Genomic DNA, 15,261 nt, shown 5'->3' on the forward strand with positions numbered 1-15,261 from the left:
TCAGAGGTACGGCGCGATGCCGAGCGCCTGCACCAGCGAGACGCCCGCGAGCAGCGACCCGAGGAGGTAACCCCCGATGGCCCCGCCGTTAAGAAGCGGCAGCCCGGCGTGGGCGCGACCTTTCGCGACGGCCCACATCAGCACGCCCAGACCCAGGAACGTGCCGACCATCGCCGAAAGCGCCGGGAGGTTGAGCGCGGGGATCGCGCCGACACCGAGCGCCGCCGCGGGCGAGAAGAAGGCCGCGCTGGCGACGAGCACCGTCGGCATCACCGCGTCGCCGAGACCGATGAAGAACGCGTCGCGTCCGGCGTCGTCGGGGGCGCTCTCCTCGGATTCCGCACCATCGCCGTCGGCGACGGGCGTCGGCTCCTCGCCGTTCTCGCGCTCGCCGTCGCCGCCCTCGTCCTCCTCGTTCTCGTGAACGTCGCTCGCGCCCGAGAAGTCGTCGTCGAGAAGCGAGTACGAAAGCGAGAGCGGAATCACCAGCACGACCGGAACTCGCAAATCCATCACGCCCTCGGCGAGACTGAGCATGTGTTTGGTGCCGTAGACGCTGATGGCGTCGTAGACGGCCAACACGGCGAGAAGGACGATAGCCGGGAGGACGCCGAAGCTGATGCCGAACAGGCCGGCCGCACCCGCGCCCATCACCACTCCCGCGGTGTCGACAACGTACCACTCGGGATAGAAATACAACGCCAGCGAGACGCCGGCGGCGAGCGCCAGCGAGAGGAGTTCGACGTAGCCCCAACCGGTTTCGACGACGAAGACGGGCGGGACGATGGCGCTGAACACGTACCACGAGAGCAGGCCGCTGCTGAACAGCACGACGGCGCGAACCGTCCACGCGGCGTCGTAGCGGAAGGCCAGAAGCATCGCGGCGGTGGCGACCAGAATCGCGCCGATGTAGACGAAACTGTTCGTCGGGTCGGAGGGGTTCTCCACGGCCTGATAGCCGGCCGCTTCGAACGTCGGGACGAGCGCGAGCGCTCCGAGTTGGACGAGGAGGAAGATGAGCGCGGCCAGGGCGGTGCCGCGGAACATGCGAGGGTCCATCGACGACCGGTTCGCACGCGGATGGTTTGGTGGTTCCGCTTGGCGGCGAGAGAGCGACCGGTCGAGAAGTGAGCGGCGGGTGACCGGTCGAGAGACGAGACGGAACGAGGCTATCGCGCGTAGAGCTTCGTGCCGACCATCGACGGGAGCTTCGCGCGGTCCTTCGGCGTCACCGCGACGTACGGGGCGTCGACGGGGCCGAACACGTCGACGATGCGGCCCGCCGACGAGAGGCTCTCGTCGACGACGCTGGTGCCGATTCGCGGGTCCTCGTCGCCCTCCCAGCGGACGATCGCGAGTCCCTGTGCCGTCCGGGAGACGGTGCCGACGCGCCGCATCAGTCGCGGAGGATGCCGACGTAGGCGGCGACGGCTTGCACGAGGTCGTTCTTGGTGGCGTCGTCGGCACCCTGCACGAGGACGCAGCCGCGGGTCTCGTACTCCCGGGAGTACGTCTTGTCGCGCTCGATGACGGCGTCGTAGCCGACCTGCTGGACGGCTTTTGCGATCTCGTCGACAGTCGGATTCTCGACGGCGGCCTTCAGCGGGACGCGTCGCCCCTTCGAGCGGGTCTTCTCGGCGTCGAGATAGGCGGGCCAGATGACGTTTTCGACCATAATCGGAGTGGACGCGCCGGCGAAAAGACGGTTGTGGTCGCCGGTCGCGGTCTGACGGTCGGGAGTCGGTCCGGTTAGCGACGCCGCATCGACAGCGCGACGGCGACTAAGGCGGCGACGGCGACGGTCACGCCGAAGCCGGGTCCGGTGGTGTCGGTCGAGTCGGCGTCGGTCGACTCGGTGTCCGTCTCACCGCCGTCGGTGACGGCGGGCGCTTCGGTTTCGGTTTCCTCATCGGTCTGCGTCGTCTCGGTCGATGCCGAGGAGTCGTCGTCGCTCTCATTGGCGGTCGTACTCGCGTTCGCCCGGAACTCCGCGCGAGAGACGAACGCCGCGTCGGCGTCGGGGTGGAAGCCTTCGGTCATGTTCTGCACCGCGTAGACGACGCTCCGCGGCGCGGGTTGGTTGAGGTAGTTCTGGTCGACGACGACGTACCGCTGGTTCTCACCGGCGGCCGTGCTGGCGTACGGTTCCGTCGTCACGTACTGCTGGCCGGCGGCCTCCGTCTGGACGAGCAGTATCTCGGGGTTCGCCTCGACGACGACCTCGTCGCTCACTTGCGGGTAGCCGCTCAGTCCTCGCTCGGCGGCGACGTTCGACCCGCCGGAGGCGTTAATCATCGCGCTGATGAACGTGTTGCCGCCGGCGACGTAGCCGCCGCCGAGCGGGTAGAGCACGGAGGGTCGTTCGGCGTCGGTCGTCGCGTTCTCGGCGGCGTCGACGTTCTGGGTCATCCACGCGTTCGCCTCGGCCGCGCCCTCGCAGTTCCCGGTGAGTTGGCCGATGAGCGTCGTCTTCTCGCGGATGTCCTCGACGGTCGTCGCCTCGGACATGTAGAACACCGTCTGCCCGGAGTTGCGAAGCGCCTCGACGGTCTCGACGGGCGTCGCGTTCGGCGCGAGCACGAGGTCGGGGTTCGTGCCGACGACCTTCTCGTTGTTCACGCCGAAGCCGGCGGCGGAGACGTTCGTCCGACTCTCCGCGCCGTCGAGGTAGAACGCGAACTGCGAGACGCCGACGACCTGGTCCTCGCCGCCGATCTCCCACATCGTCTGGGCGGCGCTGGGGTTGAGCGTCGTCACGCGCTCGGGTCGTTCTTCTATCGTTACTTCGGTTCCCGTCGCGTCGGTCGCGGTGAAGGGGAACGCGCAGTCGGCTTGCACCGCCGGAGAGACGCCGTGGTGAGTGTCTGCGGTGCCGACGCCCGTCAAAGGTGTCGCCGCCGCGGGTGCGACGAGCGAGAGGACGACGAGCGTCGTGAGAATCGCGGATACTGTCTGTCGCATCGTACGGAGGACGAACCACTAATCCAATAAGTATTTGTCTAATGCAACCAGGCTTTCGTAACAGATGCGTACTGCGACACGCGCGGGCCTCTGGTCCGGCGCTCTCTCCTGTGTTCTGGTGGTCGTCGTCCTCGTGAGCGCCGGTATCGGCCCGGTCGCGATCACGCCGGCGACGGTCACAAAAGCGACGCTCAACGCCGTCGCCGTTCCCGCGTCGCTCTCGTTCGAGCAGTCGACGGTCGCCGGCGTCGCCGTTCCGACGCCCGCCGTCGGCTATGCTCATCCCTTCTCGTTTCCCGTCGAGGGCCCCCACCAGGTCATCGTGACGACGATTCGACTCCCGCGCATCCTGCTCGGGGCCGTCGTCGGCTTCGCGCTGGCGACGGCGGGCGTCGTCATGCAGGGTTTTTTCCGGAATCCGATGGCCGACCCCTCTATCATCGGCGTCTCCTCGGGTGCGGCCGTCGGTGCCGTCGCGTTTCTCGTCGCGCCGTTCGCGCTCCCGTTCGGCATCGGCCTGCAGGGGGCGGCGTTTCTCGGCGCGCTTCTCACGGCGTTCGGCGTCTACCTCATCGCCAGCGAAAACGGGAAGACACCCGTCGCCACCCTTCTTCTCGCGGGCGTCGCAGTCCAGACGTTTCTCGGCGCGGTCATCTCGTTCATGCTCCTGCACAGCGGCGAGAGCCTCCGACAGGTCGTCTACTGGCTGATGGGCCACCTCGACAACGCCTCGTGGGGTGACGTCGGCGTCGCGGCGCTCGTCGTTCCGCCGCTGTTTCTCCTGCTGCTCGCCTACGGTCGAGACCTGAACGTTCTCCTCCTCGGCGAGGAGGACGCCCACAGCCTCGGTATCGAAGTCGAGCGGACCAAACGCGTCCTCCTGGCGGTGTCGAGTCTCGTCACCGCGGCGGCCGTCGCCGTCTCCGGGGTTATCGGCTTCGTCGGCCTCATCGTCCCGCACGTGATGCGCCTCGTCGTCGGCCCGGACCACCGGGTTCTGTTGCCGACGAGCGCGCTCGCGGGCGCGGCGTTTCTCGTCGCTACCGATACGCTCGCCCGGTCGGGAACCGCAGAATTGCCGGTCGGCGTCGTCACCGCGGCGCTGGGCGCGCCCTTCTTCCTCTATCTGCTGCGGACGCAGGAGGTGCGCTCGCTGTGAGCGACCGAAACGGTGAGGAGAAGGCGACTGCCATCCGCGTCGACGACCTCGCGGTCGAACTCGGCGGCGTCTCCGTCCTCGACGGGGTGGACGCGACGGTCGAACGCGGCACGTTCGTCGGTCTCGTGGGGCCGAACGGCGCGGGGAAGACGACGCTGCTTCGCTCGCTGTCGGGGCTGATTCGACCCGACCGGGGGGCGGTCACCGTCGACGGCGTCCCCATCGCGGGTCGGTCGTCGAAGGAGGTCAGTCGACTCGTGGCGACGGTTCCCCAGGACACCTCGCTGTCGTTCGACTTCGACGTGCGCGAGACGGTCGCCATGGGTCGCTCGCCGCATCTCGGCCGGTTCGAGCGCTTCGGCCCCGAGGACGAACGCGCCGTCGACGACGCGATGGCCCGCACGGCGGTCACGGAGTTCGCCGACCGGTCGGTGACCGCGGTCAGCGGCGGCGAACGTCAGCGGGTGCTCCTCGCGCGGGCGCTGGCGCAGGACGCACCCGTGCTCCTGCTCGACGAACCGACCGCGAGCCTCGACATCAACCACCAGGTGCGGACGCTCGAACTCGTCCGCGACCTCGTGGCGAGCGGGAAGACGGTCGTCGCGGCCATCCACGACCTCAACCTCGCGGCGCACTACTGCGACGAACTCCTGCTTCTGGGCGACGGCCGGGTGCTGGCCGCCGGCGACCCCGAGGCGGTGCTCACCGAAGCGAACTTGGAGACCGCCTTCAGGGCCAACGCCGTCGTCTCCCGGCATCCGGTGACGGGCTCTGTGTACGTGACGGCGCTGCCCGACGACCCCCGCCGCGACCGCGGCGACGAGGGCCGCGTCCACGTCGTCGGCGGCGGCGGGAGCGCCGCCCGTCTCCTCTATCTCCTCGACGCCGCGGGCTACGAGGTGTCGGTCGGCGCGCTCAACGAAGGTGACTCCGACACCGAAACGGCCCACAGTCTCGGACTGGACGCGGTGACGGTGCGACCCTTCGCGGCCGTCGACGGCGAGGCGCGCGCGGAAGTCGAATCTCGCATCCGCGAGGCCGACGTGACCGTCGTCGCCGACGTGGAAGTCGGCGAGGGTAACCGGGCGAACCTCGAAGCGGTTCGCGCCGCGTCGTCGGTCGTCCTCGTCGAGGAGCGACCGTTCGAAGAGCGGAACTACTCAGGGACCGACGCCGCCGAGACGTACGCCGAACTCCGAGAGCGGGCGACGGTGGTCTCGCCGAGTCGCGTCGTCGGTGCGGTCGCCGCCGCGGTCGACGAGGGGCGGGAGGCGACGGACGCCACCCGGTCCGCTCAGTCCTCGTCGCCGTCTCGCTCCTCCGACCAGCGGTCGTAGAGCGCGTCGCCGACGACGGAACCGACGATGCCGGGGAGCAGAAACAGCGACCCGAGGAAGACGGCGGCGATACTCAGCCAACGCGAGTACGGCTCCGTCGGCGGCCACAGCAGCGGCATCCACCGGACGACGAACTCCCAGAAGACGGCGATGAGCAGAAACGAGAGCACGGTCGTACAGCCGAGACGGACGGCGAGGCGTCTCGCGGACGGTCCCGGCTGGGGTTCGGGGAACTCGAAATCGTCGGCCACAGTCGCAGTTCGTGTGCGACCGATATAACCGACACGCGAAGCGTCAGCCTTACTCGCCGCCGGAGCGACGCTCTCGACAGACATGACGGTGCCCTGCGTACGCGTGCCCGCCTCCGCGGGCGAGGAGACCCGACAGGCGCTCGTCGAGGCGGGGGTTGTCGACCACGGTCACGACATCGTCGCCGACGACGGCGTCCTCTTCATCCCCGTGACCGACCCGACGGGCGTCCCGGCGGAGTACGAGGTGGTCGACCGCGACGTCCCCACCCGACGACAGCAGCGAACGCCCGCGGATATCCTGGGCTTCGAACCCTCCTACGAGCGACTCGGCGACATCGTCATCCTCGACGAGGACGACCCCGAACGCGCCCGCGAGATCGCCGACGCGGTGAGGGACTCCGACGTACGCGCGAAGACGGTGGTCAACCGCGCCTCGAAGATTCGGGGCGAACTCCGCGTCCGCGACTGGGACGTTCTCTCCGGGAGCGTCCCCGACGGACCCTCGGGAGGCAGCGAGACGGAGTCTCGCCCGCGAACCGAGACGGTCCACCGCGAGTACGGCTACGAGTTCCTCCTCGACATTTCGACGGTGTACTTCTCGCCGCGACTGGCGACCGAACGCCACCGCGTCGTCGAACAGGTCGAACCGGGCGAACGCGTGTTCGACATGTTCGCCGGAGTGGGGCCGTTCGCAGTTCCGTTCGCCGACGCGGGCGCAGACGTCGTCGCCGCCGACCTGAACGAAGCGGCCGTCGAGTATCTCCGCGAGAACGCGAGCCGAAACGGGGTTTCGGAGCGCCTCACGGCGATTCAGGGAGACGTCCGCGAGGTCGGACGCGAGTACGAAAACTGGGCCGACCGCATCGTGATGAATCTCCCGCACAGCGCCGGCGAGTTCCTCGACACCGCCGTCGCCGTCGCGGGCGACGACTGCGTCATCCACTACTACGATATCCAGCACGAGGACGACCCCTTCGGTCCCGGCGAGCGGGCGATTCGCGCCGCCGCCGCGCCCGAGTACGAGGTGACCGTGCTGAACGAGCGCGTCGTCCGCTCGTACGCGCCCCACGAGTACAACGTCTGTCTGGACGTTCGGCTCTCCCGCTAATCGCTCGCGGTGACTGCGCTTCTGTCTGGCACGCGGCGTCTCGTTTCGGAACCCTTATTGGCCCGATGGCGGTACGTTGAGGTGCGCGATACCGCGCCGGTGTAGCTCAGCTGGCAGAGCGATTCCTTCGTAAGGAATAGGCCGAGGGTTCAAATCCCTCCACCGGCTCTTTCTGCGACGAACTTCGTGAGGAGCGAAGCGACCCGCGAGGGATTCGAATCATGGAGCGGCTTCGCTCCGACCGTGGTTCAACTCCTTCCGCCGGTCTGCGCTGCGCGTACAGTTACACTGAGAACCGTAGTGTCTCTGTATATCGCTTCTTCTCCGGAGAACCCCCGTGTAGTTGAGTTTCGCCATGATATTGCCGCCACCAGGTAATGGCGACCGTCAAAAGAAGTCTGCCCGTGTGCCTAATACGGGGCAGACCCCTTTCTCGGAGTCGCCACCTATGAGACAATAGCCAGACTATAAGCACTCATCGGATAATCTAAAAATCAATCTATAATTCGGTGAGAACGGCGTGTCTCTCCCGAGGTCAAAGCGGTTCGAGACACTTTCGGGTCTCGTCACCGAGCGAATCAGCGATTCGCGAGGTTTGCGAACGCGGTTCGCCCGATCACCGACGAACTTCCGTCTTCCAAACGACCCCAAAGACACTCGCCTTGCTTCTCTGTAGATGGCCGCGTTCGGTGAGAACTGCAGTGAGTTTGAGACTGAAAACGCCCAGTCGGTGAATGGCCCCCTGTTCACCCCCGATCGCGGTTGGCATGTTTGTAGCTAACGTGGCCACCAGGCAATTTATCATGCCCACGATCATACAATCTTATGTGCCTACTACGGGTAAAATTCCACAAAAAATCACGTCGCCCGGCGTCAGCGTCCCGACATACGCGATAGACATAACAGAAACGATGGCCGATCAGGACACTTCCACGGCTATCATCATGTCAATCGCGGCCATCGAAGGACGCGACCCGCTCGACCTCGACCCGATGTTCGGTGATATCGAGACCGATTCGCTGAACATGCTGTTCAACTCCCCATCGAACAATCTGTACGTCGAATTCACCACGAACGGATGGAACGTGCAACTACACGGCTCGGGTGAGGCCATTTTCGAGCGTCAGATCTCTCTGTCTGAGGCTTCCGAGTTGAACTCCGAGAAATCGACTGCGTAGCAACACCGCTGACGAAGTTATTTTGGTATTTCGGTGGAACAACTCTCGGTTCGGAAAATAGTTACTAGGTCGACTACTGTTGCGATTTGCGGTCTCTTCGTCGGGCATCGACTAACCGCTGGAGCCACGCGATCTGTTCGCCGCTGATTCCGTCTTCGACTCTGGTTTGTGGGGGTTTCCCGAGTTTGAGTTCTTCACTCGGTCGTCGAGGGTGTCTTTTTGTGCGGCTTGGTTCTCGACGAGGTGCAGTCTCCCTCATGCATGTCTTTTCTCTTCATTTCTAGAAAATAAAGATTACCCAGACGAGAATAGATGAGTACGCCAGTGGCTGCTCTGTATTCCGCTGGCACGTGACGTTCTCCGAACGGCGAGCTCGTCGCCCAGGATGTGAGAGCGGTCGGGGGATGGTGACCCCGGACGTAGACACACAACGCACGGGGGAGACAGATTGCGCGTCGAGTCCCGCCAAGTCCTACAGGAACCTATCGCGTGGCGGGTACTCCTCGTTCACTACCTCAGGTACCGACATCGAAATGGTGGGTGTAGTTCGCTGCAGACGGGGCGAGAAGCTACCTTTAGACCCGTTTTCCCCAGCTCTTGCGGAGGTGCGAGTTCCGGTTTCGACCGCGCTGGCCGGCGATTTCGGTGGTACAACTCCGTCTACCGAGCGGACTTCGGCGGCCGTCCACGGTTCGCGGGCCGACGTAACTCCCCCGGCTCCGCGGCGGTACAGACTGTCCGGACGAGAGACGCACCGTGCGCTCTCCGCGCACCGTCGTGCTCCTGTCGGGTCGAGTCTTCAAATTCCCGTCGTCAGGGCCACCCGGTCGGGAGTTCGTCTCGGTGTTCGTCGAGGAGTTCGAGAAGTGGTGTCACCTCGTCGAACCGGGGACCGCGTCGTATCGTCTGATGCTCCTGGTCCCAGTCGACGAACTCCACCTCGTCGAGTCGCGGCAGGTGGACGTGGTAGAAGTCCTCGGTGGCGACGTTCATCTCGGCCACCTCGGCGGCGAGCCGTTCCAGTTCGATGCCTTCGTCGGCGACGCCCTCCCGCACCAGAAAGACGAGGATGCGTCGGCGCGATTGGTGGCCCAGCGCACGGAAGAGTCGGTCCAGTGTCGCCGCGCACTGGTCGTGCTCGCTCACCGGACGATGCCTCCGAACTGTCTCAGTTGGTTCTGCGAGACTGTCATCTGCGTACGAACTACCACACACGGGGCAATCAACTACGACCTACATTGATACAGTACTTTTTACCGCCCGATATATCGGCCGCACCCGAGTTTACGCCCTCGACTGTCTCTCCGAACTTCGCGTTCGACCATCTCGACTGCCTGTCCGCTCCACCGCTTCACCGCCCGTCCGCCGATGGGGCGATGTCGTCACGCTGCCCGACGTACCATCTCGAACGCCGATTCAGTGTCGCCGCCCCGAGTTATCCGCCTATCCGTGCGCCGACCCGATGCAGACGGTTTATGCGCGCGTGTCGCCGACTCCGACTACACGATGCTCACGTTCATCGGACTCGGTCTCTACGACGAGCGGTCGATAACCGTCGAGGGACGGGAGGCGCTTCGAAGCGCCGACCGCGCGTTCGCGGAGTTCTACACCAGCAAACTCATCGGAACGACCGTCGAGGAACTCGCCGACCACCACGACGTCGACATCGACGTCAGGGACCGCGCGGGCGTCGAACAAGACGCGGAAGCGATTCTCGACGCCGCGGACGACGGCGACGCGGCGTTTCTCACCGCCGGGGACACGATGATTTCGACGACGCACGTCGACCTTCGGCTGCGAGCGCACGAACGCGGCATCGAGACGCGCATCGTCCACGGCGTCACCGCGCAGTCGGCGGCGAGCGGTCTCACCGGCCTGCAGAACTACAGATTCGGAAAGGCGACGACGCTCCCGTTCCCGTACGCCCACGGTGCCGACGGAACTCCAAAGAGCGTCGTCGACACCATCGGGGACAACCGCGAGCGCGGGCTCCACACGCTCGTCTACCTCGACATCAAAGTCGGCTACGAGCGCGCGGGCGTCGACGCCGACGACGAGTACATGACCGGCGAGTTCGCCGCGGGCGAGTTCGCCCGCGACTGGGACGGCGACGCGCTGGGCGTCGTCGTCGCCCGCGCGGGCAGTCCCGAACCCGTCGTCGCCGCCGACCGGCTCTCGGCGCTCGCGGAGCGCGAGTTCGGCGACCCGCTGCACATGCTGATCGTTCCCGCGTCGCTGCACGATCTGGAAGCGGAGGCGCTTTCGGCGTTCGGCGATGCGCCGTCGGACCTCATCGACGAGAACACCGTTTAGGCAGCAGTCGACGAGAAACCGACGAGGAGACGACGTTAGTCGCCGTCGTCGCCGCCACGTTCTGCTTCAGCACCGCTCTCGACACCGACGTGTCCGCCGTCGGGTCGCATCTGTCCGCGACTACCGGTTTGCGGGACATCGAGCGCGCTGTGGAGGTCGTACTCCTCGCGGGTCAGCATGAACAGCACGTCCTCGATGACGGTGAGCAGCTCCGGCAGCTCGCGGACGACGAGGTAGGTGATGCCGATGAGCGCGACGACGGCGAGCAGTTGGCTGATGACGCGGTCCGAGAGGAAAAACGACACCATGTACGGGTCCGAGGAGCCGAACAGCAACAGCACCTCGTCGACGAACCACTGCATGTACTGTTTCCCGAAGACGATGCCGATGAACGTCGTCCGCAGGAGGTTCAACGCGTAGATGATGGGGATGGCGATGGCGAGCGCGCGGAGTTTCCGACCCAGCGGCGCGCGGACCGCGGCGATGAGCCCCGCGAAGATCGCCATGCTCCCGATACCGGTGCACGCGAGGACGACCGAGAACACCAGAGTGTGTCCGTCGGTGTGGACGAATCGGAACGTGTTGTCGTACCCCTCCGAGCCGACGATGGGCGTCGGGTGGTAGCCGAGCAGGTTGATGAGGTAGCCGGTCTGGGCGGCGACGAGTTCGACCAACACCTCTCGGGGCGAGGGTATCGTCGTCGCGCCGACCGTTATCGCGGGTATCGTCTCGAACGGGAGATAGACGATGCCCATCACGGCGACGGCGCGCGAGAGCACGAACAGGGTGTCGCGGCCGCGGTACAGCAACAGCCCCGCGTAGAGACAGAGCGGGACCGCCGCGAGGCTGAGGATACCCTCGATGTAGGATTTGTGCTCGAAGGCGAAGTGCGGGAACAGATTGAGCCAAAAGAGCGCGAAGGAGATCCACGCGCTCACCATCACGTACCGGGCGGCGCGGCGGTTCGCGCGCTCGAACAGCGCACCGCCGGCGAACAACGCGATGGCGACCCACGCGAGGGGGTCGGAGGGGACGACGCCGGGCATATCGCTATGCTTCGCGTGCGGGGCTAAATCCCTTGTCGTCTGCGGTGGTGCGGACGCACGAGTGGTCACGAGAGCCGACTAGCTCGAACGCCGACCGACATGGCCGTCGCTCGTCGGCGTGGGTTCGATAAAGGAAGAAGGGCCGGGAACGGTCCCGGTGGTTCTGCGTTAGCGCTCGAAAGCAGACTCAGGAGAGTCTACTTAGTTGTCGCGGCGGACCGCGAGGAGCGCAGCGGCGAGGAGCGCGACGAGAGCGACGATGACACCGAAGCCGGGCGAGTCCGTCTCGGTCTGCTGGGTACCGTCGCCACCCGTGGTGGTTTCCTCGGGGGTCTCCTCAGGGGTGCTGGTCTCGGTCGGCGTCGTGTCGTCGGTCGCCGTCTCAGTCGTGTTGTTCGTGCCAGTCTCAGTGGTGGTGACGTTACCGTCGTCGCCACCCTGCGTGCCGTTCACGATGGTCGCGTCGTAGACGATGGTCTCCTCGTCGGAGCCGAAGCCAGGTCCGTCCTGGTCGTTGAGCGTGAGCGTGAAGTTCGTGCCCTGCTCAAGGTCCGAGAAGTCGAACGATGCGTTGAACGTACCGTTCTGACCGACCGTCACAGTCTGCGTTTCGACGAACGTGTTGGATGCACCGGACTCACTCTGCGCGCGGACGCGGATCTCGGAGCCAGGCGCGATCGAGGATTCGCCCTCAACCGAGCTGTTCTCGGAGGCGACAACCTCGACGACGTCGTCGTCGTTCACGTTGTTGAGCGAAGCATCACGGTCGACAACCTCGAACGTCGAGGAAACGGAGTCCTCGGGGAGTTCGCTGTCGGCACCGTCAGTACCCTGACCAACGTCGAGCGTGACGTTGAACTGGTCACCGCTCTCGAATGCGAGACCGGTCTCACCATCTCGTTCAAGGTTCGAGTCGGAGGTATCGATGATGAGGAACAGGTTGTTGTTCTCGTCATCGACGACGTAGTCGACGTTGCTGGGTGCAAGCGTCTTTGCTTCGCGGTTCGCGGAGGGGTTCTCCTGCTCAACGGTCAGGTCGAGGTTGGTTTCGTCGAAGACGTACTCCTGAACGGTTTCTCCCTCTGCACCATTCTCTGCGAAGTCTTCCTCAGCGGATGCAATGTAGCCAGCGAGACCAGAGGATTCGACCTGCACAACTGCGAGGTCACCCTCTGCGACGTCGCTACCCTGCGTGATGGTGCCGTCCTCGATGGCTTCGACAACATCGTCCTCGGTGGAAATGTCAGAGTCAGCGTTGACCGGAGCGGTCCACGTCTGCGCACCGTTGACGGACGCGTCCGTCACGGCGAGCGTCGAGATGTCGCTGGAGCCAGCGCCATTCTCCGTGTACCAGTTCTCAGGACCAACTTCGATGTCGTAGTTCGCGGTGTCGAGGATACCGGTCACACCAATGTTGTCGTTACCTTCGGTGGTATCGACATCGACTTCCGTATCATCGTCACCCGCTGTGACACCGTAGTTGTTGTCAACGTTCGGGTTGTACGTGTTGACCGTGACGTTTGCCACGCCGTCTCCGTCCGTGTCGGTGACGGTAGCGGTGACTTGGTAGCCATCAGATTCGCTACCGATGACGATGTCTGCCGTGTCAGAGTCTTCCATGTTGACAGGGAAGGTCACGGTGTCACCAGCTTCGACGTTGATGTTGTTCGGGAGACTGTAGGATTCGTCCGTCTCCTCAACGTCGATAGAGGTCGTCGCTTCGGCCGTGGTGTCTTCAACGCTGAAGGTGAAGTTGTAGGTACCTGCGTCGCTGAAGCTCATGTCGAACTCATCCTTGTTGTTCGTCTGGACGCCACTGATGATGACATCGCCGTCATCCGTGGTGACTTCCTCGTTGACGAACGCACTCTGAAGCTCAGTTGCCGAGAGCTCGTCCGAGGAGACGCGGAGGTCGAACGTGCTACCACGGTTCGAGTCGACCGACAGAGTGGTCGTCTGACCCGTGTTGACGCTGTCCGAGTCGAACTCGGCGCTGAGGCTCTGCTCAGCAATTTCGAACTGGTTGTTAGACGAGGCGATGTTGACCTCGTTGCCATCTGTATCGGTCAGCAGGTACTGACCGGCGTCGAGGTTCGACGTATCGATCTCGTAGTATTCCTCACCGCTGTCGTCCGTGGACGGGTTGATCGTCGTCTCGAAGGACGTCGATTCACCGTCGACACTGCGGAGCGTCAGCGTTTCGCCACTCTCAACAGGCGCTTCGCTTTCGCCTTCGCCTGCGGTCAATTCTGCTGCATCCAGGAAGAGTACACTCCCCTGGAAGTACGGACCGGCGCTGTCGAGCTGCTCGTCAGCGTCGGTTTCGTCAAAGTTAGCCGCAGCAGCCGTACCTGCAAACGCAACAGTGCCCGCGAAAACGGAGAACACCATCAGCGCAGCAAGGAAAACTGCACGGAACTTCTGAGTTGTTTGTGTCATGGTTTTGTACTGTGGTCGGCGACAGCCACTTTCGCCCGTGCCTGGATACCGAAACGCCCAACGCAATGTCGGACTTGGCGGGGGATACTCGTCGGTGCCACCATGGGTAGGGGTACGCTCAAAAGCTTAGCCTCTCATTATAAATGCTTTGTGGTAGGTAGTGCGATTTGATACTCATCCACATACCCGAATTCAGGGGGGAGAAGCGCTCTCCTGCTGATACAGAGTTAAGTACTTTGTGTCTGACTACTCCAGTCCCTGATAACTGAAATCTGAGGTTTTCACCGTCTGACGTTCGGAAATCAGGCGTTTGCGCAACGCGATACCGGAATATAATGAATGGTATTTCGTGTCTCTGTGAATAATCGATAAAACAGATGTTCGTCTCAGTAAATGTCTGAATCAGCCACGAAGAGAGACATTTGGAACACTTCGTCTCGCCCATGCGCGCGTAGAGGAGCCTTATTCGAGAACCGAACTCGTTCTTTACGAGCGACTACTCGGACAGCACCGCGAAAAATCGGAAATCGGGAGGTCAGTCGTGTACGTGACCGTCAGCGCTTACGCCGGGAACAGCGAGTCGGCGTCGAAGTTGCGCTCTATGATCTCGATCTCGTGACCGTCGGGGTCCGTCGTGAACGCGTACTTCTCGTCGCACGAGGCGGGGTCGCGGTAGTCGTCGGCCTCGCGCTCCATCAGCGTCTCCCAGTACTCCGAGAGGTCGTCGGCGCGGACGGCGAGGTGGCCCCACGCGTCGCCCAGCTCGTAGCTCCGGCCGTCGTAGTTGTAGGTGAGCTCGACCGCCATCGCTTCCTCCGCGCTTCCCTCAGGCTTGACGAAGTAGTTGGCGAAGCTGTCCGACTCCCAGCGGCCGGTGTGCTGGTACTCGAACTTCCGCGTCCAGAAGCCGAGCGCCTCGTCGGCGTCCTCGACGCGGATCATCGTGTGGTCGAGGCTCCAGCGCGCGCCGAGCTCCGGGTCGCGCTTGACGATCTCGATCTCGTGGCCGTCGGGGTCCTTGACGAAGGCGTAGCGCCCGCCGCAGGACTCGGGGTCTCGATAATCCTCGACGCCGTTGTCCATCAGCTCCTGGTACGCCGCTTCGAGTTCACCCTCGGGCACGCGGACGGCGATGTGCCCCCACGCGTCGCCGACGTCGTACTCGTCGGTGTCGTGGTTCTCGGTCAGTTCGAGCATCGCGCCCTCTTCGTGCATCTCCTCGGGGCCGATGTAGACGTTGGTGAAGGTGTCGGCCTCCCAGCGGTCCTTCTCCTCGTAGTCGAGATTCGTCTTGTACCACTCCAGCGACTCCTCCAGGTCGCCGACGCGAATCATCGTGTGGTCGAGTACTCCGGACATATGCGAGTCATGGGTCGGCGCGTCGAAAAGAATACCGGAGGCGGAACCGCCCCGCGGTCACTCGTCGACCCATTGTCGTCGTCCCGTATCGTCGGTCCGTAGTCGTCAAC

Annotated in this window: 14 protein-coding genes and 1 tRNA gene; 6 read left to right on the plus strand and 9 right to left on the minus strand. The window is 64.2% G+C overall.

Annotation, left to right across the window (positions count from 1 at the left end):
- The 4 genes from LAQ73_RS02535 to LAQ73_RS02550 form a co-directional block, all read right to left on the minus strand.
- Nucleotides 1–1,059, minus strand: coding sequence for a presenilin family intramembrane aspartyl protease PSH (locus LAQ73_RS02535; RefSeq protein WP_224269689.1), 1,059 nt, complete (start codon nt 1,057–1,059; stop codon nt 1–3).
- 110 nt (nt 1,060–1,169) lie between these two features.
- Complete coding sequence (locus tag LAQ73_RS02540) at nt 1,170–1,397, minus strand: H/ACA ribonucleoprotein complex subunit GAR1 (RefSeq protein ID WP_224269690.1); 228 nt, start codon at nt 1,395–1,397, stop codon at nt 1,170–1,172.
- Nucleotides 1,397–1,675 carry a signal recognition particle subunit SRP19 gene (srp19, locus tag LAQ73_RS02545; RefSeq protein WP_224269691.1) on the minus strand — a complete coding sequence of 93 codons (279 nt, stop codon included), beginning with the start codon at nt 1,673–1,675 and terminating at the stop codon, nt 1,397–1,399. Before srp19 ends, LAQ73_RS02540 begins: the two co-directional genes overlap by 1 nt.
- A 74-nt stretch (nt 1,676–1,749) precedes the next feature.
- Nucleotides 1,750–2,961: a PGF-CTERM-anchored ABC transporter substrate-binding protein gene (locus LAQ73_RS02550; protein ID WP_224269692.1), complete on the minus strand. Its 1,212-nt coding sequence runs from the start codon at nt 2,959–2,961 to the stop codon at nt 1,750–1,752.
- Nucleotides 2,962–3,025: 64 nt separating this feature from the next.
- On the opposite strand from LAQ73_RS02550, the gene btuC reads away from it, so the two are divergent.
- The gene (btuC, locus tag LAQ73_RS02555; protein WP_224269693.1) at nt 3,026–4,120 is read left to right on the plus strand and encodes a vitamin B12 ABC transporter permease BtuC; all 1,095 of its coding nucleotides are present in this window, start codon (nt 3,026–3,028) and stop codon (nt 4,118–4,120) included.
- Nucleotides 4,117–5,457: a heme ABC transporter ATP-binding protein gene (locus LAQ73_RS02560; RefSeq protein ID WP_224269694.1), complete on the plus strand. Its 1,341-nt coding sequence runs from the start codon at nt 4,117–4,119 to the stop codon at nt 5,455–5,457. The genes btuC and LAQ73_RS02560 overlap by 4 nt, the downstream gene beginning before the upstream one ends.
- Here LAQ73_RS02560 and LAQ73_RS02565 read toward each other — a convergent pair.
- On the minus strand, nt 5,415–5,708 hold the full coding sequence (locus tag LAQ73_RS02565; RefSeq protein ID WP_224269695.1) for a hypothetical protein: 294 nt from the start codon (nt 5,706–5,708) through the stop codon (nt 5,415–5,417). The genes LAQ73_RS02560 and LAQ73_RS02565 overlap by 43 nt on opposite strands.
- 82 nt (nt 5,709–5,790) lie before the next feature.
- Here LAQ73_RS02565 and LAQ73_RS02570 point away from each other — a divergent pair, with 82 nt between their 5' ends.
- The 3 genes from LAQ73_RS02570 (at nt 5,791) to LAQ73_RS02580 (ending at nt 7,994) form a co-directional block, all read left to right on the plus strand.
- Nucleotides 5,791–6,816: a class I SAM-dependent methyltransferase gene (locus tag LAQ73_RS02570; protein WP_224269696.1), complete on the plus strand. Its 1,026-nt coding sequence runs from the start codon at nt 5,791–5,793 to the stop codon at nt 6,814–6,816.
- Nucleotides 6,817–6,911: 95 nt separating this feature from the next.
- Nucleotides 6,912–6,984 (plus strand) — tRNA-Thr (locus tag LAQ73_RS02575).
- 635 nt (nt 6,985–7,619) lie between these two features.
- Nucleotides 7,620–7,994: a HalOD1 output domain-containing protein gene (locus LAQ73_RS02580; protein ID WP_224269697.1), complete on the plus strand. Its 375-nt coding sequence runs from the start codon at nt 7,620–7,622 to the stop codon at nt 7,992–7,994.
- Nucleotides 7,995–8,807: 813 nt separating this feature from the next.
- On the opposite strand, the gene LAQ73_RS02585 is transcribed toward LAQ73_RS02580, so the two are convergent.
- The gene (locus tag LAQ73_RS02585) at nt 8,808–9,140 is read right to left on the minus strand and encodes a DUF7344 domain-containing protein (RefSeq protein ID WP_224269698.1); all 333 of its coding nucleotides are present in this window, start codon (nt 9,138–9,140) and stop codon (nt 8,808–8,810) included.
- A gap of 360 nt (nt 9,141–9,500) precedes the next feature.
- Between LAQ73_RS02585 and dph5 the strand changes: the two genes are divergently transcribed.
- Nucleotides 9,501–10,307 (plus strand): diphthine synthase, encoded by an 807-nt coding sequence (dph5, locus tag LAQ73_RS02590; protein WP_224269699.1) that lies wholly within the window; start codon nt 9,501–9,503, stop codon nt 10,305–10,307.
- 35 nt (nt 10,308–10,342) lie between these two features.
- Here dph5 and artA read toward each other — a convergent pair whose 3' ends face one another.
- The 3 genes from artA to LAQ73_RS02605 form a co-directional block, all read right to left on the minus strand.
- The gene (artA, locus tag LAQ73_RS02595; protein WP_224269700.1) at nt 10,343–11,353 is read right to left on the minus strand and encodes an archaeosortase A; all 1,011 of its coding nucleotides are present in this window, start codon (nt 11,351–11,353) and stop codon (nt 10,343–10,345) included.
- Nucleotides 11,354–11,554: 201 nt separating this feature from the next.
- On the minus strand, nt 11,555–13,858 hold the full coding sequence (locus tag LAQ73_RS02600) for a BGTF surface domain-containing protein (protein ID WP_224269701.1): 2,304 nt from the start codon (nt 13,856–13,858) through the stop codon (nt 11,555–11,557).
- Nucleotides 13,859–14,353: 495 nt separating this feature from the next.
- Nucleotides 14,354–15,151: a VOC family protein gene (locus LAQ73_RS02605; protein WP_224269702.1), complete on the minus strand. Its 798-nt coding sequence runs from the start codon at nt 15,149–15,151 to the stop codon at nt 14,354–14,356.
- Nucleotides 15,152–15,261: the final 110 nt, after the last annotated feature.

It is taken from the genome of Haloprofundus salinisoli (assembly GCF_020097815.1).
GTDB lineage: Archaea > Halobacteriota > Halobacteria > Halobacteriales > Haloferacaceae > Haloprofundus > Haloprofundus salinisoli.